The sequence below is a fragment of the Polaribacter marinus genome, assembly GCF_022662535.1.
GTDB classification, from domain to species: Bacteria; Bacteroidota; Bacteroidia; order Flavobacteriales; family Flavobacteriaceae; genus Polaribacter; species Polaribacter marinus.
The window spans coordinates 281,347-303,777 of record NZ_JAKQYM010000003.1 but is presented as its reverse complement, the minus strand read 5'-3'; the positions used below and the strand labels follow the sequence as shown (position 1 = coordinate 303,777).

Below are 22,431 nucleotides of genomic sequence, written 5' to 3'. Positions count from 1 at the left end.
AAAACTATTTTTACGTTATCTACTTGTAGTTAATTTATGCAAAAGAAAATTCTTTATTTATTATTTTTTCTTATTGGACTTTCTGTCCATTCTCAAACGATATCTAAAGATTTTCGAATCAAAAAAATCGCAGTAAAAAAGGATACCATTCTATTAGATTCAGTTGCAATTAACCCTGAAAAATTTGTTGTTAAAAATTCGCTTTTAAATAAGATTTTGGCATCAGAATATCAAATAGATTTTAGCAATGCTATTTTAATTATCAATGCTAAAAAATATCATGAAATTACTGTTGAATATTTTAGAATTCCAGATTTTGTTACAAAAACGTACAGTCCGTTTGATAAAAATTTAATTATCCCAAATTCAACAAATACAGGGAAACTATATAGTTTTACTACAAATAAAAAAACTTCAGACATTAAACTTTTTGAAGGCTTACAAACAAGAGGTTTTATCTCTAGAGGTATCACTTCTGGAAACAATCAAAATACAGTTACAAATGCTGCCTTAGATTTAGAAATCTCCGGAAAACTTTCTAAAAACGTAACATTAAGAGCTAATATATTTGATACCAACATTCCTATACAAGAGAATGGATACTCTCAAAATATTACAGATTTCGATAGAATTTTTATTGAGATGTTTAGTGAAAATTGGGGTGTAAAAGCGGGAGACATATCACTAGAAAACACCAAAAGTTACTTTTTAGCTTTTACAAAACAAGTTGCCGGCCTGCAAGTAAAAGCAGCTATTAACGATTCGTTTAAAGTTAGTGCTTCCGGAGCAGTTGTAAGAGGTAAATTTACTCGTTTTAATTTTACGGCAAAAGAAAGTAACCAAGGTCCGTATAAAATTTTAGGAGCAAATAATGAAGCTGCAATTATAATTATTGAAGGAAGTGAACAAGTTTATGTTAATGGCATTAAAATTACAGCTGGTGCTGATAAAGATTATATAATTGATTACAATCTTGGAGAGATAACATTCAACACCACTTATCCGGTAACAAACGACATGAGAATTACTGTTGAATTTCAATATTCTGACAGAAATTACACAAGATTTGTTACATACGATGAAGCTTCATATGAAGGCGAAAAATTTGACATTTCGGGTTATTTTTATTCAGAAAACGACGCTAAAAATCAGCCTTTACAACAAAGTTTAACTGATCCTCAAAAACAAATTTTAGCAAATGCTGGAAACAATACAGATTTAATGTTTGCAGAAAGTGCATTTGTAGATTCTTATAACGAGAATAAAATTTTGTACAAAAAAATAAATAATGGGAGTCAAGAATTCTTTGAACACTCTACCAATTCTACAGAAGAACTTTATATGGTTACTTTTACAAATGTTGGAACTAATAAAGGTGATTATGTTTTAGACAGAACTACAGCAATTGGAAATATTTTTCAGTTTGTAGGCACTAATTTAGGTGATTATCAACCCATAATTAAATTAATACCCCCAACAAAATCTCAGTTATTTGTAGTACAATCAAATTATACTCCATCAAAAAAAACAATAATAAATTCTGAATTTGCCATAAGTAATAACGACGCAAATCTATTTTCATCAATAGACAATAATCAAAACAAAGGTTATGCTGCAAAAGTGGGATGGCAACAAATTTTAATTGATAAAAAATGGCAATTAAAAAGTAATATTAATCATGAATTTGTTCAGCAGAAATTTAAAACCATACAGCGATGGGAATCAATAGAATTTAATAGGGATTGGAATTTACTTACTAATGACGCCACCAAAAATTATTTTCAATCAGAATTTACACTGCAAAACAAAGATGATGATTTTGTTTTATACAGCTACAAAAAACTAAATTACAAGGCAGTATTTTCTGGAAACAAACATGAACTCAAATCTAAAATAAACTTAAAAAACACTTCCTTATTTGTTGATGGTAGTTTGCTAAATAATACATCAACTTCAGAAGACAATTCCTTTTTTAGAGCAAAAGCTAAAGTAGAACACCATTTTACTAAAAAATGGTTTGGAGCCTTTATCAATTTTGAAACAAACAGCAGAAAAAATATTAACACAAAAAATTACATTAATACAAGTCATCGTTTTAAAGAATACGAAACTTATATTGGTTTTGGAGATTCTACGAAAGTTTTTGCTAAAATTGGATTTAATTATAGAAATAATGACAGCATAAAATCTAATAAATTCACAGAAATTAATCATAGAAAAACAATTTATGTCAATAGTAAATTAATCAAAAACAAAAACACCAATTTAAGTTTGTTTGCCAATTATAGAATTACTGAAAATAATTTTGCAGACAATGAAAAATCATTAAATTCTAAATTCGTTTTCAATCAGCGTTTGTTTGATGATTTTATAAATTTAGTAACCACCTATGAGACATCTTCTGGTAATGTTGCAAGGCAAGAATATATTTATGTAAAAACAGAACCTGGATTTGGTTATTATACTTGGATAGATTATAACAATGACGGAATTAAAGATTTTAATGAATTTGAAATTGCCCAGTATCAAGATCAAGCAGAATATTTAAGAGTACCAAAACCCAACTTGCGTTTTATAGCAACACAACGTGCTAAGTGGAAACAATCTTTAACAATTAATCTTTCTAAATGGAATTCAAAAACTGGAATTCAAAAAATACTTTCTCATTTTAACAATCAAAGTTTTTTATCAGTAGAAAACGAACAAGAACGAATAGAAAACTCCTTCAATTTAAATCCTTTTGATTTTGATGAAGATAAATTAATTGGGTTAAATCTTAGTTTTAGAAATAGCTTGTACTTTAATAAAAACCAACAACGTTACAGTGCCACTTACACTTATGGAGATTCTAAAATTAAACAACAATATTTTATTGGGACTCAAGAAAATACAATTGAATTACATCAGTTAGATTTTGCACATAAATTTGCCGATTTTTGGTTATTAGATTTTATGGGAAAACATTCTAATAACAATTTAGAAACCGAGAATTTTAACAATAGAAATTATAAAATAAGATCTAATGAAATTCAGCCAAAAGTTAGTTTTTTGTATAACGAAAATAATAGATTTACCGCTTTTTACCATTTTAAAGACAAACAAAATAAATTACAAGATTTCGAAAACTTACAGCAACATAAATTTGGCATAGAATACTTTTATATTAGTAAAAAGAAAAATCAAATCTCTGCAAATGTAAACGTCTTTTTAAATGATTTTACAGGTAACTCAAACACACCTGTTGCCTACCAAATGTTAGAAGGCTTACAAGCAGGAAAAAACTATACTTGGAACTTGATTTTTAATCAAAAAATAAATTCCTTTTTAAATCTTAATTTAAGTTATTTAGGTAGAAAAAGTAAAAACACAAAAACCATACACACAGGAAACATACAATTAAGAGCTATTTTTTAATTCTTTATCTATTTGAAGACTTATAAAATTACTATGTTTGCATCATAATTTTACCATTCATAAAACGTTATATACAAAAATAAAATCATGAAAAAATTACTTTTAGCTTTCGGGCTTTTAATCAGTTCTTTAGGATATGCACAACAAGAAATCAAATTAGATGTTGCGGATGCATTAATTATTAGAAGTTTAGAGTTTTCTTACGAAAATTATCTTTCTGAAAACTCTTCTTTTGGGGTTTCTGCTCTTTTTAATTTAGCCAAAGAAAGTGTAAATTTCAGATATCATGAAAACACAATGATAACACCTTATTATCGTCATTACTTTACTACAAATGACACTTGGAACTTTTTTGGTGAAGGTTTTGTGGGGATTAATTCAGGAAAAGAAGATGGTAAAAAATACACAGATGGTGCATTGGGAGTTGCTGTGGGTACAAAATATATTGCTAGTGGTGGTTTAGTTATTGATTTATACGGAGGTTTGGGTAGAAATTTATTTGGGACAAACTCTCCTGTAATTGTACCTAGAATTGGCTTAAATGTTGGTTGGAGATTTTAAAACCTATTATAATATAAAACACAAAAAAGCCTCATCGAATTGATGAGGCTTTTTTATGTTTATGATATATTAAACCCTTGGGGTAAATAAATTTACATTTTCTGTAACCAAGTTTTTACATCAACTTCTGCTTTAATAATATCTTTTAAATCTGCAATCGCAACACGTTTTTGTTCCATTGTGTCTCGATGTCTAATCGTTACAGAATTATCTTCTAAAGTATCGTGATCTACCGTAATACAAAAAGGAGTTCCTGCAGCATCTTGTCTTCTATAACGTTTTCCAACAGCATCTTTTTCATCGTAAAATACGTTGAAATCCCATTTCAAATCATCCATAATTTTACGGGCAACTTCTGGTAAACCATCCTTTTTTACTAAAGGAAAAATAGCCGCTTTAAAAGGTGCTAAAACAGCTGGTAATTTTAAAACCGTTCTTGTTGTTCCGTTTTCTAAAGCTTCTTCTTGTAAAGAATTAGAAAACACTGCTAAAAACATTCTGTCTAAACCAATAGAAGTTTCTACCACATAAGGCACATAACTTTTGTTTTCTTCATGGTCAAAATACTGTAATTTCTTACCAGAAAACTTTTCATGTGCTTTTAAATCGAAGTCTGTACGAGAGTGAATTCCTTCTAGTTCTTTAAATCCGAAAGGGAAATTAAACTCAATATCTGCTGCTGCATCTGCATAGTGAGCTAGTTTATCATGATCATGGAAACGATAGTTCTCTGCTCCCATTCCTAAAGATAAATGCCACTTCATTCTGGTTTCTTTCCAGTTTTCGTACCATTCTTTTTGAGTTCCTGGTTTTACAAAAAATTGCATTTCCATTTGTTCAAACTCACGCATTCTAAAAATAAATTGTCTTGCTACAATCTCGTTTCTAAAGGCTTTTCCTGTTTGTGCAATTCCAAAAGGAATTTTCATTCGACCCGTTTTTTGCACATTGAGAAAGTTTACAAAAATTCCTTGAGCTGTTTCCGGTCTTAAATATACTTGTGTAGCATTTTCTGCAGAAGCACCAATTTGAGTTCCAAACATTAAATTAAATTGCTTTACTTCTGTCCAATTACTTGAACCAGAAACTGGGCAATTAATTCCTAAATCTATAATCAATTGTCTAAAACCAACCAGATCATTTTCTTCTTGAACTCTTGTTAATTCAGCCGTAATTTCATCCATTTGTTTTTGACGACGAACAACATTTGGGTTGGTTGTTACAAATTCAGCTTCATTAAAGGCATCACCAAAACGTTTTTTTGCCTTTGCAATATCCTTCTTAATTTTATCAAGAATTTTCTCTCTAAAATCTTCTACTAAAACATCTGCTCTGTAACGTTTTTTAGAGTCTTTATTATCAATTAAAGGATCGTTAAAAGCATCTACGTGCCCAGAAGCTTTCCAAGTTGTTGGATGCATTAAAATTGCAGCATCAATACCCACAATGTTTTCGTGCATTTGCACCATTGCTTTCCACCAATAATCTCTAATATTTTTCTTTAGCTCAACTCCATTTTGAGCGTAATCATACACCGCACTTAATCCGTCATAAATTTCAGAAGACTGAAATACATAACCATATTCTTTTGCGTGCGATAATACTTTTTTAAACTGATCTTCTTGTTTTGCCATAATGAGCGCAAAGATACATCAATCTAAAAAGTTATCAAGAAAATTTTACTCTACTTTTTTACAATGGTAAACAAAAGCTGGCGGAATATTTAAAGGTTCAAATTCTAACGAGATAGATTGATTAAATACTTCTTTTAATTTCTTAAAATAAGTTAAACTATATTGAAATTGAATAAAATTACCGTTGTTTTCTAAAACTTGAAAAGACTTCTTTAAAATTTGGTTTGAAATTTCATCAGGAATAATTGTGAGCGGTAAACTAGAAATAATATGGTCTGTTTTTGTGAAATTTAATTTCTTTAATTCTTCTTCAATTTTTTCTGCAGAAGATTTAACAACAACAAGCTGAGAATTATTTATTTGCAGTAATTGATTATAAAAATTATCGTTGATTTCAAAGCAAATCAAAGTAGCTTTTGCTGGTAATTTCTTTAAAATATGTTTTGTTATCGCACCATTTCCGGGGCCTAATTCAACTAAAACATCAACCTTAGAAAAATCTATATTTTTTAACATTCTACCTGCTAAAAATCTAGAACTTGGTGTAATTGTGCCTAATGTTTTTAGGTTTTTAATTGATTCTTTTAAGAAATTTATTCTGCTCACCAAATCTAATTTATTAATTTTATAGTTTCTTTCTATAAAAAAGCTGTGTAAATATGCGATTTTTAAAAGACTTTTTTGATGTTTTTTATCCAAAATTATGTGCTAGTTGCGATAAACCATTGATAAATAATGAAATAACGTTATGTACTTTTTGTAGACACGATTTACCACTAACTAACTTTACTAATTATTCAGAAAATAAGATTGTTAAAATATTTTATGGTAGGGTAGCAATAGAAAAAGCAAATGCACTACTTTATTATAGGAAAAAAGGAATAACAAAAAAACTAATTCATGATCTTAAATATAAAGGAAACCAAGAAATTGGTGAATTCTTTGGAAATTGGTGGGGAAGTATTTTAAAAGAAAACAATGAGTTTTATGATGTAGATTTTATTATTCCTGTTCCTTTACACCCCAAAAAATTAAAAAAAAGAGGTTATAATCAAGTAACAAAATTTGGCAAAAAAATAAGTCAACATTTAAACATCCCTTTTAATCACAACACATTAACAAGGGTTTCAACTTCTAAAACACAAACTTTTAAATCTCGATTTGAGCGCTTTAGTAATATAGATACTAAGTTTTTTTTAAAAGACAATACTTTTTTTAAAGGCAAACACGTTCTATTAATTGATGACGTAATCACTACGGGGGCAACTTTAGAAGCTTGTATAAGAGAGCTACAAAAAACGCAAGAAATTAAAATCAGTATTCTAACAATGGCTTATACCGAGTAAAATTTATGATTTTTAAGTCAAAAATATATTGTTAATTTGTATAAAATTATTTTTCGTGAAACTTATTTTTAGATTCTTTTTTCTACTATTTTTAGTCATATTTATTTCTAATTGCGCCAGAACGGGAAGACCAGAAGGCGGCCCTAAAGATGAAGATGCACCATTATTTGTAACTTCAAGTCCGCCATACAATACCATCAATTTCAATAAAAAAGAAATTAAAATTGAATTTGATGAATACATCACTTTAAAAGATTTAAATAAGCAATTAGTGGTTTCTCCTCCTTTAAAAAACCCTCCATTAATTTCGCCTCAAGGAACACCTAGTAAATTTATTAAAATTGAAATTTTAGATACCTTAGTTAAAAACACTACCTATATTTTTAACTTTGGAAATGCTGTACGTGATAATAATGAAAGTAATATTTTAGAAAATTTCAAATACGTATTTTCTACTGGAAATTATATAGATTCTCTTACAAATTCAGGCTCGATTAAAGATGCAGTTTCATATAAAAGACCTTCAAAAGTAAATTTATTACTTTATAAAATAGATAGTTCCTATACAGATTCATTAGTTTACAAAAAGAAACCTAATTACGTTACAAGTGCTTTAGACACTACCAAATTTAATTTCACAAATCTTAAAGAAGGTAAATATTTTATAATTGCTCTAGAAGAAACTACTAGCGATTATTTATACAATCCAACAACAGATAAAATAGGTTTTTTATTAGACACTATTACTTTACCTAAAGACAGTATTTTAAAAAAACCAATTACTTTATTTAAAGAAAAACTTCCATATAGTTTTAAAAGAGGAAAAGAAATTACAAAAGGGAAAATTCAATTTGGGTTTAGTGGAGAAAATAAAGACATCGCGATAAAAATACTCTCTAAAACACCCGAAAATTTTAAAAGCATCTCTAAATTAGAAGTTGATAAAGACACCTTAAATTATTGGTTTACTCCTTTTGAAGCAGATTCGTTAAATTTTGAAGTTTCTAACGGAAAATTTTTAGATACATTAACAGTAAAACTTCGCAAGAAAAAAATTGACTCCCTTTTATTTAATTCATCGATATCGGGAACTTTACATTTTAGAGATACTCTTTTTATTCTGAGTAACAATCCTATTACAGCAATAGACACTTCTAAAGTGAGTATTATAGATAAAGATACTATAGATATAAAATACAATACAATAAATTCTATAAAAGAAAATAAAATAGGTTTTATTTTTGATAAAAAACCAAAACAACAATATCGATTTAAAGCCCTTCCAAATGCTTTTAATGATTTATTTTCTCAAACAAATGATACCATTCGTTACAACTTATCTACAAAAGACATAGATGATTATGGGAAAATCACTTTAAAAGTAGATAATATAAATTCTAAAAATTTAATTATTGAAATACTCACTGGTAAAAATCAAGATCAACTGATAGAGCGTAAGTTTATCAATACTTCTGAAACACTGGTATTTGACTTTTTAGAACCAAATAAATATACCATTAGAGCAATTGTTGATGAAAACAAAAACAATCAATGGGATACGGGTAATTTTCTAAAAAAATTACTTCCAGAAAAAATTATTTATTATAAAATAGAATTACAACTAAGAGCTAATCATTATCTAGAAGAAAATTTTAGCATTAATGATTTATAGCTAATCTTAATTATAAGATATTTTTATATATATTTGGCTCTTTTACTTATAAGCCCCCAAATATTGAAAACCCCCATAACAATTATTTTTATAATTGTATTTAGCATAGGAATTAAAGCGCAACATTATACACACGAAATCGGTGCATTTATTGGTACTACTAGTTTACAAAGCGATTACGGTGAAAAAGGGAACTTTGCAAGCGACTGGAATAACAATGGCATCTCTTTTTCTATAGCACATTATTTAAGTTTTTACAACAGAACCTTACGATGGGACCCTAATGATGTATTTCACAATCATTTGATGGTTAAAACTACCCTAAACTATGTAAGCTACTCTAAAATAAAGCATTATAGTAAATGGGCAGAGAGTCAGAGTTATTCTGGAGAGCAACTAAGAGCTATGGAAGGCTCTTTAAGTATGTTTAACATTGGTGTAAATTTAGAATATTTCCTGACTCCTCTTGAAGAATTTATTGCCCCATATTCTGATATTTCATTTAACCCTTATTTAGCTGTTGGTTTTAAATACTCCTTTTATAAAAACAGTTTAAATTCAACTCTAGGAGATTGGAGACAAGACATCACAGTACTTCCAGAAAAGTATACAACCCCAAATGCTTTGGCAATAGGCAAAGGAAATGCTCTTTCTCTAGATCTTGGACTGGGAACTAGGTATAAATTAACAGAAAAATTAGACTTAGCGGTTGAATTTGGTTTTCAATATTTTTTATCAGATAAAATTGATGGACTACAAGCCGATGTAACTGAAAATAAAAATAACGAATGGTTAATGAATTTACAATTTGGAATTGTTTATCATCTTAACTTTTATCGCCCTTTATTCTTATAAAAACATTTTTTTGAATAACCCTAATTGTTCAAAACAAAAAGAAGGAGAGCCAATTGCTCTCCTTTTTTTAATTTAAAGCTTGTGCTAAATCTTCAAGTATATCTTCGATATCTTCAATACCTACACTTAAGCGAATTAAAGAATCTGTAACACCTATTTTTATACGTTCTTCTTCTGGCATAGATGCATGCGACATGGTTGCTGAATGATTGACCATACTTTCAACACCACCTAAAGATTCTGCCAACGTAAAAAACTTAATATTTTCTAAAAATTTAAAAGTAGCCTCTTTGCTTTTATCTTTTAAACTGAAAGAAACTACGCCTCCAAAAGCTTTCATTTGTTTTTTTGCAATAGCATGGTTTGGATGGTCTTCTAAACCTGGATAATAAATAGCATCTACTTTTGATTGCTGTTTTAAGAAACGAGCTACTGCCATTGCATTCTCGCAATGACGTTGCATTCTAAGATGTAATGTTTTGATGCCTCTTAATGCTAAAAAAGAATCCATAGGACCTGCAATAGCACCTGCTGCAAACTGAATAAAATGCAACTCTTCTGCTAATTTTGCGTCTTTTACAATTAAAGCTCCCATGATTAGATCTGAATGTCCGCCTAAATATTTAGTAGCAGAATGCATAACAATATCAACTCCTAAATTTAAAGGTTGTTGTAAATAAGGTGTTGCAAACGTATTATCTACCGCTATTAAAATAGCGGAATCTACATCTTTTACCGTTTTAGAAATTGCTTGAATATCTGCAATTTTCATTAACGGATTTGTTGGTGTTTCTAACCAAACTAATTTGGTTTTTTTTGTAATTGCTTTCGCTACATTTTCTACAGAATCCGTATCTACATAAGTAAATTCTAATCCGTATTTTTCGAATAAACGTGTAAACATTCTATAGGTTCCACCATACAAATCGATTCCTGCAATAATTTCGTCTCCAGGGTTTAGTGTTCTTAGTACACAATCTATGGCTGCCAAACCAGATGAAAATGCAAAACCATGGGTTCCGTTTTCTATAGAAGCCAAACTATTTTCTAACGCCGTTCTTGTAGGGTTTGACCCTCTAGAATAATGGTATTCTTGGTCTGACCCCAAGCTAGATTGCGCATAGGTAGATGTTTGAAAAATAGGTGGCACTACTGCTCCTGTAGCTTTTTCTGGTTTTTGTCCACCGTGAATGGCTTTTGTATTGAATTTCATCTTTAAAGTTTTAATACAACTGTTCTATTTCTAAAAGTTAGCAAACTAGTTTAGCCCAGATTGAACGGTCTGTTTGAGCTCTTTTTTGTTTTTACAAAAAAAGCGAGTAGTGAAAGCTGGAAAAAGCTTCTATAAAAATTTCTTAATAGATCTAATAATTCCGTAATGAATTCCTTCGTGAAAATTGTTAAATACAATAGCCGAATCTATTGATTTTATTACAAAACCTGTACTGGTTGGATAATCAGAATAATTCTCAAAAATACCTGCGTTATAATCTTCTTCTAAAGTGTCTGGTAAGCCAACTAATAAATCTTTTACTTCATCAAATTCTTCTTCTGTAAATGTTTTTGTAGGACTTGTTCCTTTTTTATAAGCTTCTATTAAATCATCTGGACACAAACAATTTAAACCCGATAATTTATAATTCAAAGCTTGCTGTGTAACTACTATATGCGCCACATTCCAAGCAATATTATTTTTAAATCCTGTAGGAATTATATGAATTTGCTCTAATGTTAAACCTTCTAACTCTTTTAAAATTAACTCACGAGATTTTCTTAAAATATCGAATTGTGTCTTCATTTTTTATCTTTAAATTCGCAGTAAATATACAGATAAATATAATGAAGAAAGTCTACTTTTTACAAACTTGTGATACTTGCAGAAGAATTTTAAAAGAAGTAAATACCGATGGATTTGAACGACAAGAAATTAAAACAAACAATATTACAGCTGATCAATTAGAAGAAATGTACGCACTTTCTGGTAGTTATGAAGCGCTTTTTAACAAGCGTGCTAAGTTGTATAAATCTATGGATTTAAAAAACCAGGTTTTGTCTGAGACTGATTATAAACAATTTCTGTTGAATGAGTACACGTTTTTAAAGCGTCCGGTTTTTATTTTTGATAATGAAATTTTTATTGGAAACAGTAAAAAAGTAATAGAAGCATTGAAAGAGAAGATTGGTTAAACCTTCTCTTTTTATTGGTTTTTAATTTGATGAAATTTTTACATCTGAAGAAGAAATCAGGTCTGCTAATTCTTCATGTGTAATTTTAGTTTTTAAGCCAAACAGCACCATTTTATCTGAATTGCTATTGGTTCTAATAATTATTTCTCTGATAAAATTCCCTTTTTCAATAAAAAATAATTCAGCTTTACTTCCGTTTTCTTTTACACGTGCCAACGTTTTTAATTTGTTTTTTCTACTGAATTTTCTAAAATCCTTTGATATAACATTGTCTTGATTATCAAAAATCATCAATTTAAAATCGCTCGATTTTTTAATTAAATTCATTAAATCATCATCTTCTTCATCATCTAAAAAAGAGCCCGCTAAAGACGCTGATAAATTAATTGAAAAAGTAGATTTGTCTTTATTAACCTTAAAAAACTCTTGAAAGGCTGCTTCTTGGGCTGTGATATTACTAATAAAAAGTGAAAATAAAATTATTGCAAATTGTTTCATAATACTAAGTTTTATTTTAAGACGTTTCGCGGTTAACTTTGTTACAAATCATTGTTTTCTAAAAATATTTATACCCTAAAACCAAAATTTTATTTTGTAATTTTGCAGCTTAAATTTAAAATATATGTTTTCTAAAAAAGCCAATGCAATTTTTGATAATTGTATTAAAACTTATAAAAGTAAACCAGAAGTTGAACAAGTTTGTACAAATCCTTTTGATAAAAAAACTGATTTGATTGACTTCTTGCTTTTTGAAAAATGTTGGGTAGATACTACTCAATGGGCTTTCGAAGATATCATTAGAGACCCTCATATAAATGCTGAAGATGCTTTAATTTTAAAAAGAAAGATAGATGCCTCTAACCAAGTTAGAACAGACAATGTAGAATTTATAGACAGTTATTTTCTAGACAAATATAAAGATGTTACTGTTTCTAAAGATGCTAAAATAAATTCTGAAAGTCCTGCTTGGGCAATTGATAGATTATCTATTTTAGCTTTAAAAATTTATCACATGCATTTAGAAACGGTTAGAGAAGATGCTTCTGATGCACATAAAGCTAGTTGCTCTAAAAAATTAGCCGTTCTTTTAGAACAACGTAACGATTTATCTACTGCTATTGATGACTTACTAGAAGATATTGAAAATGGTAAAAAATACATGAAAGTTTACAAGCAGATGAAAATGTATAATGATGCAGAATTAAACCCTGTTTTAAGAGCGTCTAAATAATATCTTTCTTGTCTAACTCTGAGCAAAATATTTTAGTGATTCGTCTTTCAGCAATGGGAGACGTTGCTATTTTAGTACCCGTTTTAGAGGCTTTGTTCAAACAAAACAAAAATGTTAGAATTACTATTTTAACGCAACTTTTTTTTGCTCCTATCTTTAAAGATTTTAAAAATATTACTGTTTATCCGGTTGATAAAAAAGGAAAACACAAAGGTTTTTTAGGCTTATTTAAGTTATACAAAGAATTAAAACCACTTCAATTTACTGCAATTGCAGATATACACAATGTTTTAAGAAGCAATGTTTTAAAATTATTGTTCTTCAACAAAAAATGCATTCAGATTGATAAAGGTAGAAAAGAAAAAAAAGAGTTAATTTCTAAAAAAAACTTTAAACAGCTAAAAACTTCGCACGAACGTTATGCTGATGTTTTTAGAAAACTAGGTTTTACGATTGATTTATCTACGCCTGTTTTTTTAGAAAAAAAACCAATTCCGACTGCTTTTAAAAACCTTATTACTTCGGCACACAAAACAATAGGAATTGCGCCTTTTGCTGCTCATAAAAGTAAAATGTATCCTTTAGATCAAATGAAAATTGTTGTAGAACAACTTTCTAAAGACTATACCATATTGTTGTTTGGTGGTAAAAGTGATGTTATACAATTAGAAACACTACAAACAAACCAAAACATTTATTTAGCTGCAGGAAAATTAAGTTTTACAGAAGAATTAAATACGATTTCTAATTTAGATTGTATGATCTCTATGGATTCTGGTAACGCCCATTTGGCAGCAATGTATGGTATAAAAGTAATTACTATTTGGGGAGTAACGCATCCGTTTGCTGGTTTTGCCCCTTTTCATCAACCAACAGATTATGCAATGTTAGCTGATGCAGATCAATACCCTAAAATACCAACGTCCATTTATGGTAATAAATATCCGGAAGATTATTTAAATTGTTCAGAAAGTATCGCTCCTGAACAAATTATAGAAAAAGTAAAAAGTATTCTTTAAGCAAATCTGCGTTCTATAATTTCTATAAATCGCATTTCCAATTCTTCATGTTCTGTCCAATTATAATCTGGCTTTACCATTTTATTGATAAACTTCTTTGCTTCTTTTTCTGTTTTAAAAGTATTAAGTTGAGAAACTACTCTGTTAAAATCTTCTTGACTTCCATCAAATAAGTTTTTAACAAAAACAATTCTATCATTTAAACCAATTTGAATATTTGTAGAAAGTTTGTCGTTTAAAGATTTTGGCTGTGCATTTTCAAACAAATCTGCCATAATATCTACAGGAATTGTGTCTTGTAATTCTTCTTCTAAAGACAACGTTTTTCGTTCTCCAACATCTTTAACATCATCTTTAAAATTGGTTGCACTAGGGTTTTCAGAAAAAATAAGTTGTTCTAATTCGTCAAAAGGTTGCTCTATAACGTTTTCTTCTTGAGTTTCCGTTTTATTAACAACAACTTCAGCATCCTCATTTAGCTCCTCCTCTATTTGAGGTTCTTCTTCATTTTCCTCAATCAATTCATTTTCTATAATTACTGGTGCTACAATAGTTTTCTTTACTTCAAAAGCTTTTTCTATTTTTAAAGTCAGTTCATCTTTTGTTTCTTCTAAGTTTGGAGTTGTATTTACGTATTCTTCAACAAATGCTAAAACAGATAGTTTTTCATAAATCTCTTTCGACTTTTCTTTTAAAGCAAACACATCCTCTTTATTTTTCATCTGTAAAACACTGTGTGCTAAACTCATTAAATCGGTTTCTAATTTTTTGTGCATAAGTTGTTAATTGAAGTTATTTTTTACTCGTAAATATTCATAAATTTGTTGAAACTCAAAGTAACGTAAAATTACAAAATATAACGCTTAAAATTACAAAATGTTTCTTGAAAATACAGTAAATCACACAGAACAATTTGGTTGGATAGAAGTAATTTGTGGCTCTATGTTTTCCGGTAAAACAGAAGAATTGATTAGACGTTTAAAACGTTCACAATTTGCAAAACAACGAGTAGAAATTTTTAAACCTGCCGTAGATACACGTTATGATGATGAAGAAGTTGTCTCTCATAACGATAATAGGATTCGCTCTACACCAGTACCTGTATCATCTAATATTAGATTGTTAGCAAATGATGTAGATGTGGTTGGTATTGATGAAGCACAATTTTTTGATGATGAAATTGTGGCTGTTTGCAATGATTTAGCTAATCGAGGAATTAGAGTAATTGTTGCTGGTTTAGATATGGATTTTAAAGGGAATCCTTTTGGTCCTATGCCTGCTTTAATGGCAACTGCAGAATATGTAACAAAGGTACACGCGGTTTGTACACATACAGGTAATTTAGCTCATTACAGCTTTAGAAAAGCACAAAACGACAATATTGTAATGTTAGGTGAAATGCAAGAATATGAACCTTTAAGCAGAGCAGCTTATTACAAAGCTCTAAGAAAACAGCAAGAAGAGAACACCTCTAAAAAAGATAATTCTACGGATGAATAATCACGTAACAGTTTTAGAAATTGATGGAAATGCATTAGAGCACAATCTAAATTATTTTAAACAAAAATTACAAACAGAAACTAAAATTTTAGCGGTAGTAAAAGCTGAAGGTTATGGAAGTGATGCTGTTAAAATTGCAAAATTTTTAGAAAATAGAGTAGATTATTTTGCAGTTGCTTATACACACGAAGGTGTTGCTTTACGAAAAGCAGAAATAAAAACTCCTATTCTTGTTTTACATCCTTTAACACAAAACTTACAAGCTATTGTAGATTATCGTTTAGAACCTAACTTATATAGTTTTAAGATCTTTGAAGCCTTTTTAAAATTAGCGGATGAAATTCCATTGATGAATTATCCAATTCATTTAAAATTTAATACAGGTTTAAATAGACTTGGTTTTTGGCATACAGACATTCCACAAATATTAAGTACACTAAAAGAAACTACTCATGTAAAAGTACATTCTTTATTTTCTCATTTAGCCGCAAGTGAAGATGCTGAAGAACAAGAATTTACACTTCATCAAATACATAATTTCGCCTATATTTCTCAACAGTTCTATAAATACTTAGACTACAAACCAATGTTGCATGTTTTAAATACTTCTGGTATTTTAAATTTTCCAGAAGCACAATTTGATATGGTTAGAATTGGTATAGGCTTATATGGTTTTGGAAATGATGAACAAGAGACATCTCAACTTAAAAATACACATAATTTAAAATCCATTATCTCTCAAATTCATTTCATAGAGCCCGGAGAAACAGTTGGCTACAATAGAGCTTTTATTGCGAAAACTAGAACAAAAACAGCTACAATTCCTATTGGTCATGCAGATGGATTGTCTAGAAAAATAGGGAATAAAAAATGTTTTGTACTTATTAATAACCAAAAAGCTCCCATTATTGGCAATGTTTGCATGGACATGATTATGGTAGATATTACAAAAATCAATTGTGACGAAGGAGATGAAGTTATTATCTTTAATAGTCAAGAAATGATAAAACAAATCTCTAATTCTGCAGAGACAATTCCCTACGAAACTTTAACCGCAATATCACATCGTGTTAAGAAAATGTTAAAATGAATTAATTTTTAGTACTTTTGTATCTTAACAAATTATTAAAAATAAAGAAAAATGGGAATGCTTAAAGAATTTAAAGACTTTGCAATGAAGGGAAACCTTATAGATATTGCTGTAGGTTTTGTTATGGGTGCGGCTTTTAAACAAGTTGTAACTTCTTTTACAGGAGGAATTGTTTCTCCATTAATAGGTTTGATATTTAACACAGATCTAAAAGATTTAAAATGGATCGTTAAAGATGGTATCGCAGACGAAGCCGGTAAAATTACCGGAGAAGTTGCTGTTTTATACGGAGATTTCTTAACTAATGTTATCGATTTTATTATTGTAGCATTTGTAATGTTTATTATTGTAAAAGGTGTAAATGCTACTAAAAAGAAAGAAGAACCAGCTCCAGAAGCTCCAAAAGGACCTAGTCAAGAAGATTTATTAGCTGAAATTAGAGATTTATTAGCTAAAAAATAATATTATAATATTTACAATTATCTTAAATCCCGAGTATTTACTCGGGATTTTTTTGTTTTAAAACAACTCCTATTGTTTTAAGATTATTAAAAATTCCTCTCGAGAAATTTCTTTAGCACCTAAACTTGCCAAATGTTCATTATAAATTTGACAATCAATCAATTTATATTCTTTACTCTTTGCTAAATAAATAAAAGCCAATTTAGACGCATTAGAAACTTTGCTGAACATACTTTCTCCGCAAAAAACATTGTTTATCTCCAATCCATACAAACCGCCAACTAGCTCCTTATTTAACCAAATCTCAATAGATTTAGCAACTCCTTTTTCATATAGATTGATATACGCTTCTTCCATATCATCTGTGATCCAAGTTCCAAAACCATCTTTTCTATCAATATTTTTACAATTATAAATAACCTCTTCGAATGCGTTATTTTCTGTAATTGTAAACTCCTTTTTATTGATGATTTTTCGCATTGATTTAGAGACTTTAATATCACTAGGAAACAGCACCATCCTTTCATGCGGACAATACCAAACAATAGGATCTCCTTTAGAAAACCATGGAAAAATTCCATTCTTATAAGCAAAGATTAATCGTTCTACAGATAAATCTCCTCCCAAGGCAATAACACCATCATCTGTAGTAAGTTTGTAAGATGGAAATTCTATTTTATCTGTAAGCCAAATCATTCTATTTTCTTTGTTGCTAAATTACGGAATTCATAAAAAAACAGGAATCTAAATTATTGTTTCCTTTTATAAAAATTAAGTCCTTATTTTTGTAAACTCTTTTAAAGAAAACTAACAGTCTAAAAATGGCAAAGAAAAAAAGAAAAAAAACAAAAACACATAGAGCTAAGTTAATGCACAGTTACTATCATAGAACAGGATTCTACATGTTTATATGGGAAAGTTTAAAAAAAGCATTCTGGCCAATTGTTGCTGTTGTTATAGGTTTAATTTTATTTAATAGATATGTCTATAATATTAATGATGGTTTACATCATTTTACAGAAACTTTTTCTAGGTTTGCCGTTTTAACAACTTTCTTTATTTCTGAAACTTTACTAGGATTAATTCCGCCAGAAATGTTTATTGCTTGGACAAAAAAAACAGCAGAACCCATTTTAAACTTATCAATCTTAGCAACGTTATCTTATGCAGGTGGTTTGATTTCTTATTTTATTGGAAAAACTGCATTAAAGATAAAATCGGTTAAAGAATATTTAGAGGTAAAAATGGCAAAAAACTTAAAAAACACTCGTAAATGGGGTGGTATTTTAATTTTAGTTGGAGCATTACTACCTTTACCTTTTTCTATTGCTTGTGTTGCGGCAGGAATGATAAAATATCCGTTTAAAAAAGTGGTAGTTTTTGGTTTATTTCGTTTTGCTAGATTTGCAATATATGCTTGGGCAATTTTTCAAGTAGTAGATTAAAAATAATTATATTTGTTCTATGGGATTAACAAACAACGACATTTTAAAGAAATTACGTGTAGCTCATAAATTACGCGACACAGATATTGTAGAAATTTGTGCTTTGGTAGATTTTAAAGTAAGCAAAGCAGAATTAGGAGCTTTATTTAGGAGTGAAGATCATCCAAAATATGTAGAATGCCAAGACCAAATTTTACGTAACTTTTTAAATGGATTGGTTATACATCTGCGTGGACCAATGCCAAAAAAAGAAGATAAAAAGAAATAAAAATTAGTGTCATAAAAAAAGAGAGTTCAATATGAACTCTCTTTTTTATAATCTGTTTTAGAAATATCTATTTCTTAAAATGGTAAATCATCTGGTTCTGCATCAGAAACATTTGACGCTGGTTGAAATTGATCTACAGGAGGTAAATTTCCTTGATTTGGAGCAGATTGCGCTAAACTTTCTATTCTCCATCCTTGAATTGAGTTAAAATATTTTGCTTCTCCTTGTGGATTAATCCACTCTCTTCCTCTTAAATTGATAGATACTTTTACATCTTGACCAACTGAATAGTTGTTTAATAAATCACATTTATCTTGTACAAATTCCACCATAATCATTTGTGGGTATTGCTCATCTGTAGTAACTACTAATTCTCTTTTTCTAAATCCGTTAGATCCAAAAGTTTGAACCTCTCCTATTAATTTAATTTTACCTATAACTTCCATAATATAAATCTTAACTATTTAATTAAAAGCACTTTCCAAGCACTTTCTACATCATTCTTATTTAAAAAATCTTGAGCAAATGTATGTTTTTTTGTGGTTTCTAACCCAATAAAATGTGGATGTTCTTTTGCAAAGTTATTAACAGTTTCTGCTGTTGGCAGTTGTTCTACGTTTCCTAACATCCCTAAATTATTTCCTGTTAAAACATTACTGTTTCTAATTTTAACCGGAATTGCATCTACTCCAATTCCTAAAGTTGATACAGGTTTCGGAATTTCGAAAAAACCATCTCTTGCTCTAGAATAATAACTCCCTCCTGCTCTAGCAACCAAATCTATTTTATGTTGATCTATTGCACCGTTTTCATCTAAAACATCTTTAGAAATATGAATCTTTACAACTTCACAAATTATTAAATTCCCTGCTCCTCCTTCACTTCCAGTAAAAATAACATCATTTACTTTACATTCAAACTGTACAGGAGATTCTGCAACTCTAAACGGTTTTATTATATCTGATTTCAGCATGGTAAACCCTACTTTTTCAAACTCATTTACTCCTTTAGGGTATTCTGTACTACTCAAAGACATTTGCTGAACGATATCATAATTTACCATATTAATCACCACTTCTTTCGTTGCCAAAACATTTTCTAAAGTGTGTTTTGTTGTATTTCCTCTAACTCTTCTTGCTGGAGAAAAAATTAAAATTGGCGGATTTGCACCAAATACATTAAAAAAACTAAAAGGAGATAAATTTGGATTTCCATTTTCATCAATTGTACTAGCAAAAGCAATTGGCCTTGGTGCAACTGCCCCTAATAAATAACCATGTAATTTTGATGTTGGTATTTCTTTTGGATCTATAGAAAGCATACTGAAAAAATTTAGTGTTGTAAAGATACTATCAAATCTTGAAATGAGTTATACAAAGGAAACCTTTATATTTGTTTTAATGAATTTTACAAATAACACTCTTCTATTTAAACGAATTGCTATTTTAGTATCGTTTATAATTGTTTCCTTAATTCTTTGGAACACCTATATTTTCTTTCAAAAATTTAAACACGAAGAACGTGTTAAAATGGAAATTTTAGCCGCGGCACAGAAAGAATTAGCAACGAATACCGATTTAGATGCCAATGTAGATTTGCCTTTAAAAATAATTGAAACCAACAATAATATTCCTTCAATTTTAGTTGATGAAAATGGTAAAATAGAATCGTTTCAAAATTTAGACCCTATTAAATCTTTAAGCCCAAAGTATGTAAAAGATCAACTAGTGAAAATGCAAGCAGAAAATAAGCCTATAGAGATTAGTTATAAAGGGAAAAATAAAAAGCTGATTTATTATCGAAATTCTGATTTATTAAATAGATTAACTTATTATCCGTTAGCATTAATTTTAATATTATTTCTTTTTCTAACAGTAATTTATCTTTTTTACAGTTCTAATAAAGCTGCCGAAACTAATAAACTTTGGACCGGAATGGCAAAGGAAACTGCACATCAAATTGGCACACCGCTGTCTTCTTTATTGGGATGGATTGCCATTTTAAAAATGGAAAAAATTGATGATAAATATGTAGAAGAAATTGAAAAAGATGTCAGTAGACTAAATACAATTGCCAATCGGTTTTCTAAAATTGGCTCTACACCAGAATTGAAAAAACAAAATGTTGTTATCATTACAAAACAAGCTTTCGATTATTTAGAATCTAGAAGTTCTAAACAAATTTCTTTCTTTTTTACTTCTTCTGATGATGAAATATTTACAAATTTAAATACCGAATTATTTGGTTGGGTTATAGAAAATTTGATTAAAAATGCTATTGATGCAATGCTTGGTAAAGGCGAATTGCTATTAAAAATAGAAAACAGTTCTAAAAAAGTAAAAATTACAGTTTCTGATACAGGAAAAGGAATGCCTAAAAAATTATTTAAGCAAATATTTAAACCCGGTTTTACTACAAAAAAACGTGGTTGGGGGTTAGGCTTATCACTTTCTAAACGTATTGTTGAAGATTACCATAAAGGTAAAATATTTGTACAAAAATCTGAAATTGGAAAAGGAACTACTTTTGAAATTTTGTTAAATAAATTTTAGTTTTTTTTATTTACAAATTTTGTCATAATATACCCCATTGCAATCCCTATAAAAGACCAAAAAACAGCACCTATTAATACACTTTTTAAGGTAATTTTCTCGCCAGTAATTAACGGCCAAAAAAATGTCATCATTACAAACATCCAAACAGCCCAACCAAAACCATTTTTAACCCAATCTTTCATTTAATCAAAGTTACTAGAAATACTTCTAGCCAATTCAACAAATTCATCATTTGACAATTTTACTTTTTCTATAAATTGCATGTCGGCCATTCTATTAATAGGAATTAAATGCACGTGTACATGAGGCACCTCTAAACCAACAACACTCATTCCGATTCGTTTGCAAGAAACTGATTTCTCTAAAGCCTTTGCAACTCTGTAAGAGAAAGACATTAATTCTTGATATTCATTTTTAGGCAAATCAAAAATTTTGTTTTCTTCTTTTTTAGGAACTACTAAAGTGTGTCCTTTTGCATTTGGATTGATATCTAAAAAAGCAATAAAACTATCATTTTCAGCAACTTTATAACTTGGCAATTCTCCTGTAATTATTTTTGTAAAAACACTCATAAATTTCGATTTTATGTAAAAATAAAAAACGCTTTTCAATGAAAAGCGTTTTTATAAATTATTCTTGTAAAAAAATTATCTACTAATTTCTACAATTTCAAATTTCATAATTCCGTTTGGAACTTGAATTTCTGCAATATCGCCAACTTTTTTCCCCAATAAACCTTTTCCTATCGGAGAGTTAACAGAAAGTTTTCCATTTCTAACATCTGTTTCAGAATCTGCAACTAATGTGTATCCAAACTCCATTCCATTAGTCATGTTTTTTATTTTTACTTTGGAATGAATTAAAATTTTTGAAGTATCTAGCTGAGATTCATCAAGAATTCGAGCATTAGAAATTACATTTTTTAATTTCGCTATTTTAAATTCTAAATGAGATTGTTCTTCTTTTGCTGCATGATATTCTGCATTTTCACTTAAATCTCCTTTGTCTCTTGCATCTGCAATTTCTGTAGTTACTCTTGGGCGCTCAACTTGCTCTAGATGCACCAATTCATCTTTCAATTTCTTTAATCCTTCTGGCGAATAATAAGATATGTTACTCATAGTTACTTAAATTTAAAAATCCCATTACCTAAACAGGAATGAGATTGTATTACAAATGTACAAAATATTTG

Annotated in this window: 26 protein-coding genes; 14 read left to right on the top strand and 12 right to left on the bottom strand. The window is 29.1% G+C overall.

Features of this window, described 5'->3' with window-relative positions; translation table 11 throughout:
- Positions 1-36 precede the first annotated feature (36 nt).
- Complete coding sequence (locus MC378_RS06405) at positions 37-3,414, top strand: hypothetical protein (protein WP_242177919.1); 3,378 nt, start codon at positions 37-39, stop codon at positions 3,412-3,414.
- A gap of 87 nt (positions 3,415-3,501) precedes the next feature.
- Positions 3,502-3,975 (top strand): hypothetical protein, encoded by a 474-nt coding sequence (locus MC378_RS06400; RefSeq protein ID WP_242177918.1) that lies wholly within the window; start codon positions 3,502-3,504, stop codon positions 3,973-3,975.
- 92 nt (positions 3,976-4,067) lie between these two features.
- Here MC378_RS06400 and MC378_RS06395 read toward each other — a convergent pair whose 3' ends face one another.
- Entirely contained in the window at positions 4,068-5,609 is a 1,542-nt protein-coding gene (locus MC378_RS06395) for a glycine--tRNA ligase (protein ID WP_242177917.1), read from the bottom strand.
- Positions 5,610-5,654: 45 nt separating this feature from the next.
- On the bottom strand, positions 5,655-6,215 hold the full coding sequence (locus MC378_RS06390; protein WP_242177916.1) for a class I SAM-dependent methyltransferase: 561 nt from the start codon (positions 6,213-6,215) through the stop codon (positions 5,655-5,657).
- Between the two features lie 53 nt (positions 6,216-6,268).
- On the opposite strand from MC378_RS06390, the gene MC378_RS06385 reads away from it, so the two are divergent.
- The 3 genes from MC378_RS06385 (at position 6,269) to MC378_RS06375 (ending at position 9,482) form a co-directional block, all read left to right on the top strand.
- Positions 6,269-6,955: a ComF family protein gene (locus tag MC378_RS06385; protein WP_242177915.1), complete on the top strand. Its 687-nt coding sequence runs from the start codon at positions 6,269-6,271 to the stop codon at positions 6,953-6,955.
- Positions 6,956-7,010: 55 nt separating this feature from the next.
- Positions 7,011-8,627, top strand: a complete 1,617-nt coding sequence (locus MC378_RS06380; RefSeq protein WP_242177914.1) for an Ig-like domain-containing domain — start codon at positions 7,011-7,013, stop codon at positions 8,625-8,627.
- Between the two features lie 63 nt (positions 8,628-8,690).
- Positions 8,691-9,482: a THC0290_0291 family protein gene (locus tag MC378_RS06375; protein ID WP_242177913.1), complete on the top strand. Its 792-nt coding sequence runs from the start codon at positions 8,691-8,693 to the stop codon at positions 9,480-9,482.
- 67 nt (positions 9,483-9,549) lie between these two features.
- On the opposite strand, the gene MC378_RS06370 is transcribed toward MC378_RS06375, so the two are convergent.
- Both MC378_RS06370 and MC378_RS06365 read right to left on the bottom strand, forming a co-directional pair.
- Positions 9,550-10,695 (bottom strand): cystathionine gamma-synthase, encoded by a 1,146-nt coding sequence (locus MC378_RS06370; protein ID WP_242177912.1) that lies wholly within the window; start codon positions 10,693-10,695, stop codon positions 9,550-9,552.
- 129 nt (positions 10,696-10,824) lie between these two features.
- Positions 10,825-11,280 (bottom strand): DinB family protein, encoded by a 456-nt coding sequence (locus MC378_RS06365; protein WP_242177911.1) that lies wholly within the window; start codon positions 11,278-11,280, stop codon positions 10,825-10,827.
- Between the two features lie 41 nt (positions 11,281-11,321).
- Here MC378_RS06365 and MC378_RS06360 point away from each other — a divergent pair, with 41 nt between their 5' ends.
- Positions 11,322-11,669: an arsenate reductase family protein gene (locus MC378_RS06360; RefSeq protein WP_242177910.1), complete on the top strand. Its 348-nt coding sequence runs from the start codon at positions 11,322-11,324 to the stop codon at positions 11,667-11,669.
- Between the two features lie 21 nt (positions 11,670-11,690).
- Here the strand turns inward: MC378_RS06360 and MC378_RS06355 are convergent, their stop codons facing one another.
- A complete protein-coding gene (locus MC378_RS06355) occupies positions 11,691-12,167 on the bottom strand; it encodes a DUF4252 domain-containing protein (RefSeq protein WP_242177909.1) in 477 nt (158 codons plus the stop codon).
- 124 nt (positions 12,168-12,291) lie between these two features.
- On the opposite strand from MC378_RS06355, the gene MC378_RS06350 reads away from it, so the two are divergent.
- Together MC378_RS06350 and MC378_RS06345 are read left to right on the top strand one after the other, a co-directional pair.
- On the top strand, positions 12,292-12,900 hold the full coding sequence (locus MC378_RS06350) for a DUF4254 domain-containing protein (RefSeq protein ID WP_242177908.1): 609 nt from the start codon (positions 12,292-12,294) through the stop codon (positions 12,898-12,900).
- An 8-nt stretch (positions 12,901-12,908) separates the two neighbouring features.
- A complete protein-coding gene (locus tag MC378_RS06345) occupies positions 12,909-13,919 on the top strand; it encodes a glycosyltransferase family 9 protein (protein ID WP_338048440.1) in 1,011 nt (336 codons plus the stop codon).
- On the opposite strand, the gene MC378_RS06340 is transcribed toward MC378_RS06345, so the two are convergent.
- On the bottom strand, positions 13,916-14,695 hold the full coding sequence (locus MC378_RS06340) for a hypothetical protein (protein ID WP_242177907.1): 780 nt from the start codon (positions 14,693-14,695) through the stop codon (positions 13,916-13,918). The genes MC378_RS06345 and MC378_RS06340 overlap by 4 nt on opposite strands.
- Positions 14,696-14,795: 100 nt before the next feature.
- On the opposite strand from MC378_RS06340, the gene MC378_RS06335 reads away from it, so the two are divergent.
- From MC378_RS06335 to mscL, 3 genes are read left to right on the top strand one after another with little or no spacing between them, the layout of a single operon-like run.
- Positions 14,796-15,419, top strand: coding sequence for a thymidine kinase (locus MC378_RS06335; RefSeq protein WP_242177906.1), 624 nt, complete (start codon positions 14,796-14,798; stop codon positions 15,417-15,419).
- Positions 15,412-16,509, top strand: coding sequence for an alanine racemase (alr, locus tag MC378_RS06330; protein ID WP_242177905.1), 1,098 nt, complete (start codon positions 15,412-15,414; stop codon positions 16,507-16,509). Before MC378_RS06335 ends, alr begins: the two co-directional genes overlap by 8 nt.
- A gap of 57 nt (positions 16,510-16,566) precedes the next feature.
- Positions 16,567-16,971: a large conductance mechanosensitive channel protein MscL gene (gene mscL / locus MC378_RS06325; protein ID WP_242177966.1), complete on the top strand. Its 405-nt coding sequence runs from the start codon at positions 16,567-16,569 to the stop codon at positions 16,969-16,971.
- Positions 16,972-17,040: 69 nt separating this feature from the next.
- Here the strand turns inward: mscL and aat are convergent, their stop codons facing one another.
- Positions 17,041-17,667, bottom strand: a complete 627-nt coding sequence (gene aat, locus MC378_RS06320) for a leucyl/phenylalanyl-tRNA--protein transferase (protein ID WP_242177904.1) — start codon at positions 17,665-17,667, stop codon at positions 17,041-17,043.
- Between the two features lie 125 nt (positions 17,668-17,792).
- Between aat and MC378_RS06315 the strand changes: the two genes are divergently transcribed.
- Positions 17,793-18,416 (top strand): YqaA family protein, encoded by a 624-nt coding sequence (locus MC378_RS06315; protein ID WP_242177903.1) that lies wholly within the window; start codon positions 17,793-17,795, stop codon positions 18,414-18,416.
- A gap of 19 nt (positions 18,417-18,435) precedes the next feature.
- On the top strand, positions 18,436-18,684 hold the full coding sequence (locus MC378_RS06310; RefSeq protein ID WP_242177902.1) for a DUF1456 family protein: 249 nt from the start codon (positions 18,436-18,438) through the stop codon (positions 18,682-18,684).
- Between the two features lie 74 nt (positions 18,685-18,758).
- On the opposite strand, the gene MC378_RS06305 is transcribed toward MC378_RS06310, so the two are convergent.
- Together MC378_RS06305 and MC378_RS06300 are read right to left on the bottom strand one after the other, a co-directional pair.
- Positions 18,759-19,130, bottom strand: a complete 372-nt coding sequence (locus MC378_RS06305; protein WP_242177901.1) for a DUF3127 domain-containing protein — start codon at positions 19,128-19,130, stop codon at positions 18,759-18,761.
- A gap of 14 nt (positions 19,131-19,144) precedes the next feature.
- Positions 19,145-20,005 (bottom strand): flavin reductase family protein, encoded by an 861-nt coding sequence (locus MC378_RS06300; protein WP_242177900.1) that lies wholly within the window; start codon positions 20,003-20,005, stop codon positions 19,145-19,147.
- 79 nt (positions 20,006-20,084) lie between these two features.
- On the opposite strand from MC378_RS06300, the gene MC378_RS06295 reads away from it, so the two are divergent.
- Complete coding sequence (locus MC378_RS06295) at positions 20,085-21,236, top strand: sensor histidine kinase (protein WP_242177965.1); 1,152 nt, start codon at positions 20,085-20,087, stop codon at positions 21,234-21,236.
- Here the strand turns inward: MC378_RS06295 and MC378_RS06290 are convergent.
- The 3 genes from MC378_RS06290 to greA all read right to left on the bottom strand — a co-directional run bounded on the left by MC378_RS06290 (position 21,233) and on the right by greA (position 22,360).
- A complete protein-coding gene (locus MC378_RS06290) occupies positions 21,233-21,421 on the bottom strand; it encodes a hypothetical protein (RefSeq protein WP_242177899.1) in 189 nt (62 codons plus the stop codon). The two genes, MC378_RS06295 and MC378_RS06290, sit on opposite strands and share 4 nt — an antisense overlap.
- On the bottom strand, positions 21,422-21,811 hold the full coding sequence (locus MC378_RS06285) for an HIT family protein (protein WP_242177898.1): 390 nt from the start codon (positions 21,809-21,811) through the stop codon (positions 21,422-21,424).
- Between the two features lie 75 nt (positions 21,812-21,886).
- Positions 21,887-22,360 (bottom strand): transcription elongation factor GreA, encoded by a 474-nt coding sequence (greA, locus tag MC378_RS06280; RefSeq protein WP_242177897.1) that lies wholly within the window; start codon positions 22,358-22,360, stop codon positions 21,887-21,889.
- Positions 22,361-22,431 lie beyond the last annotated feature (71 nt).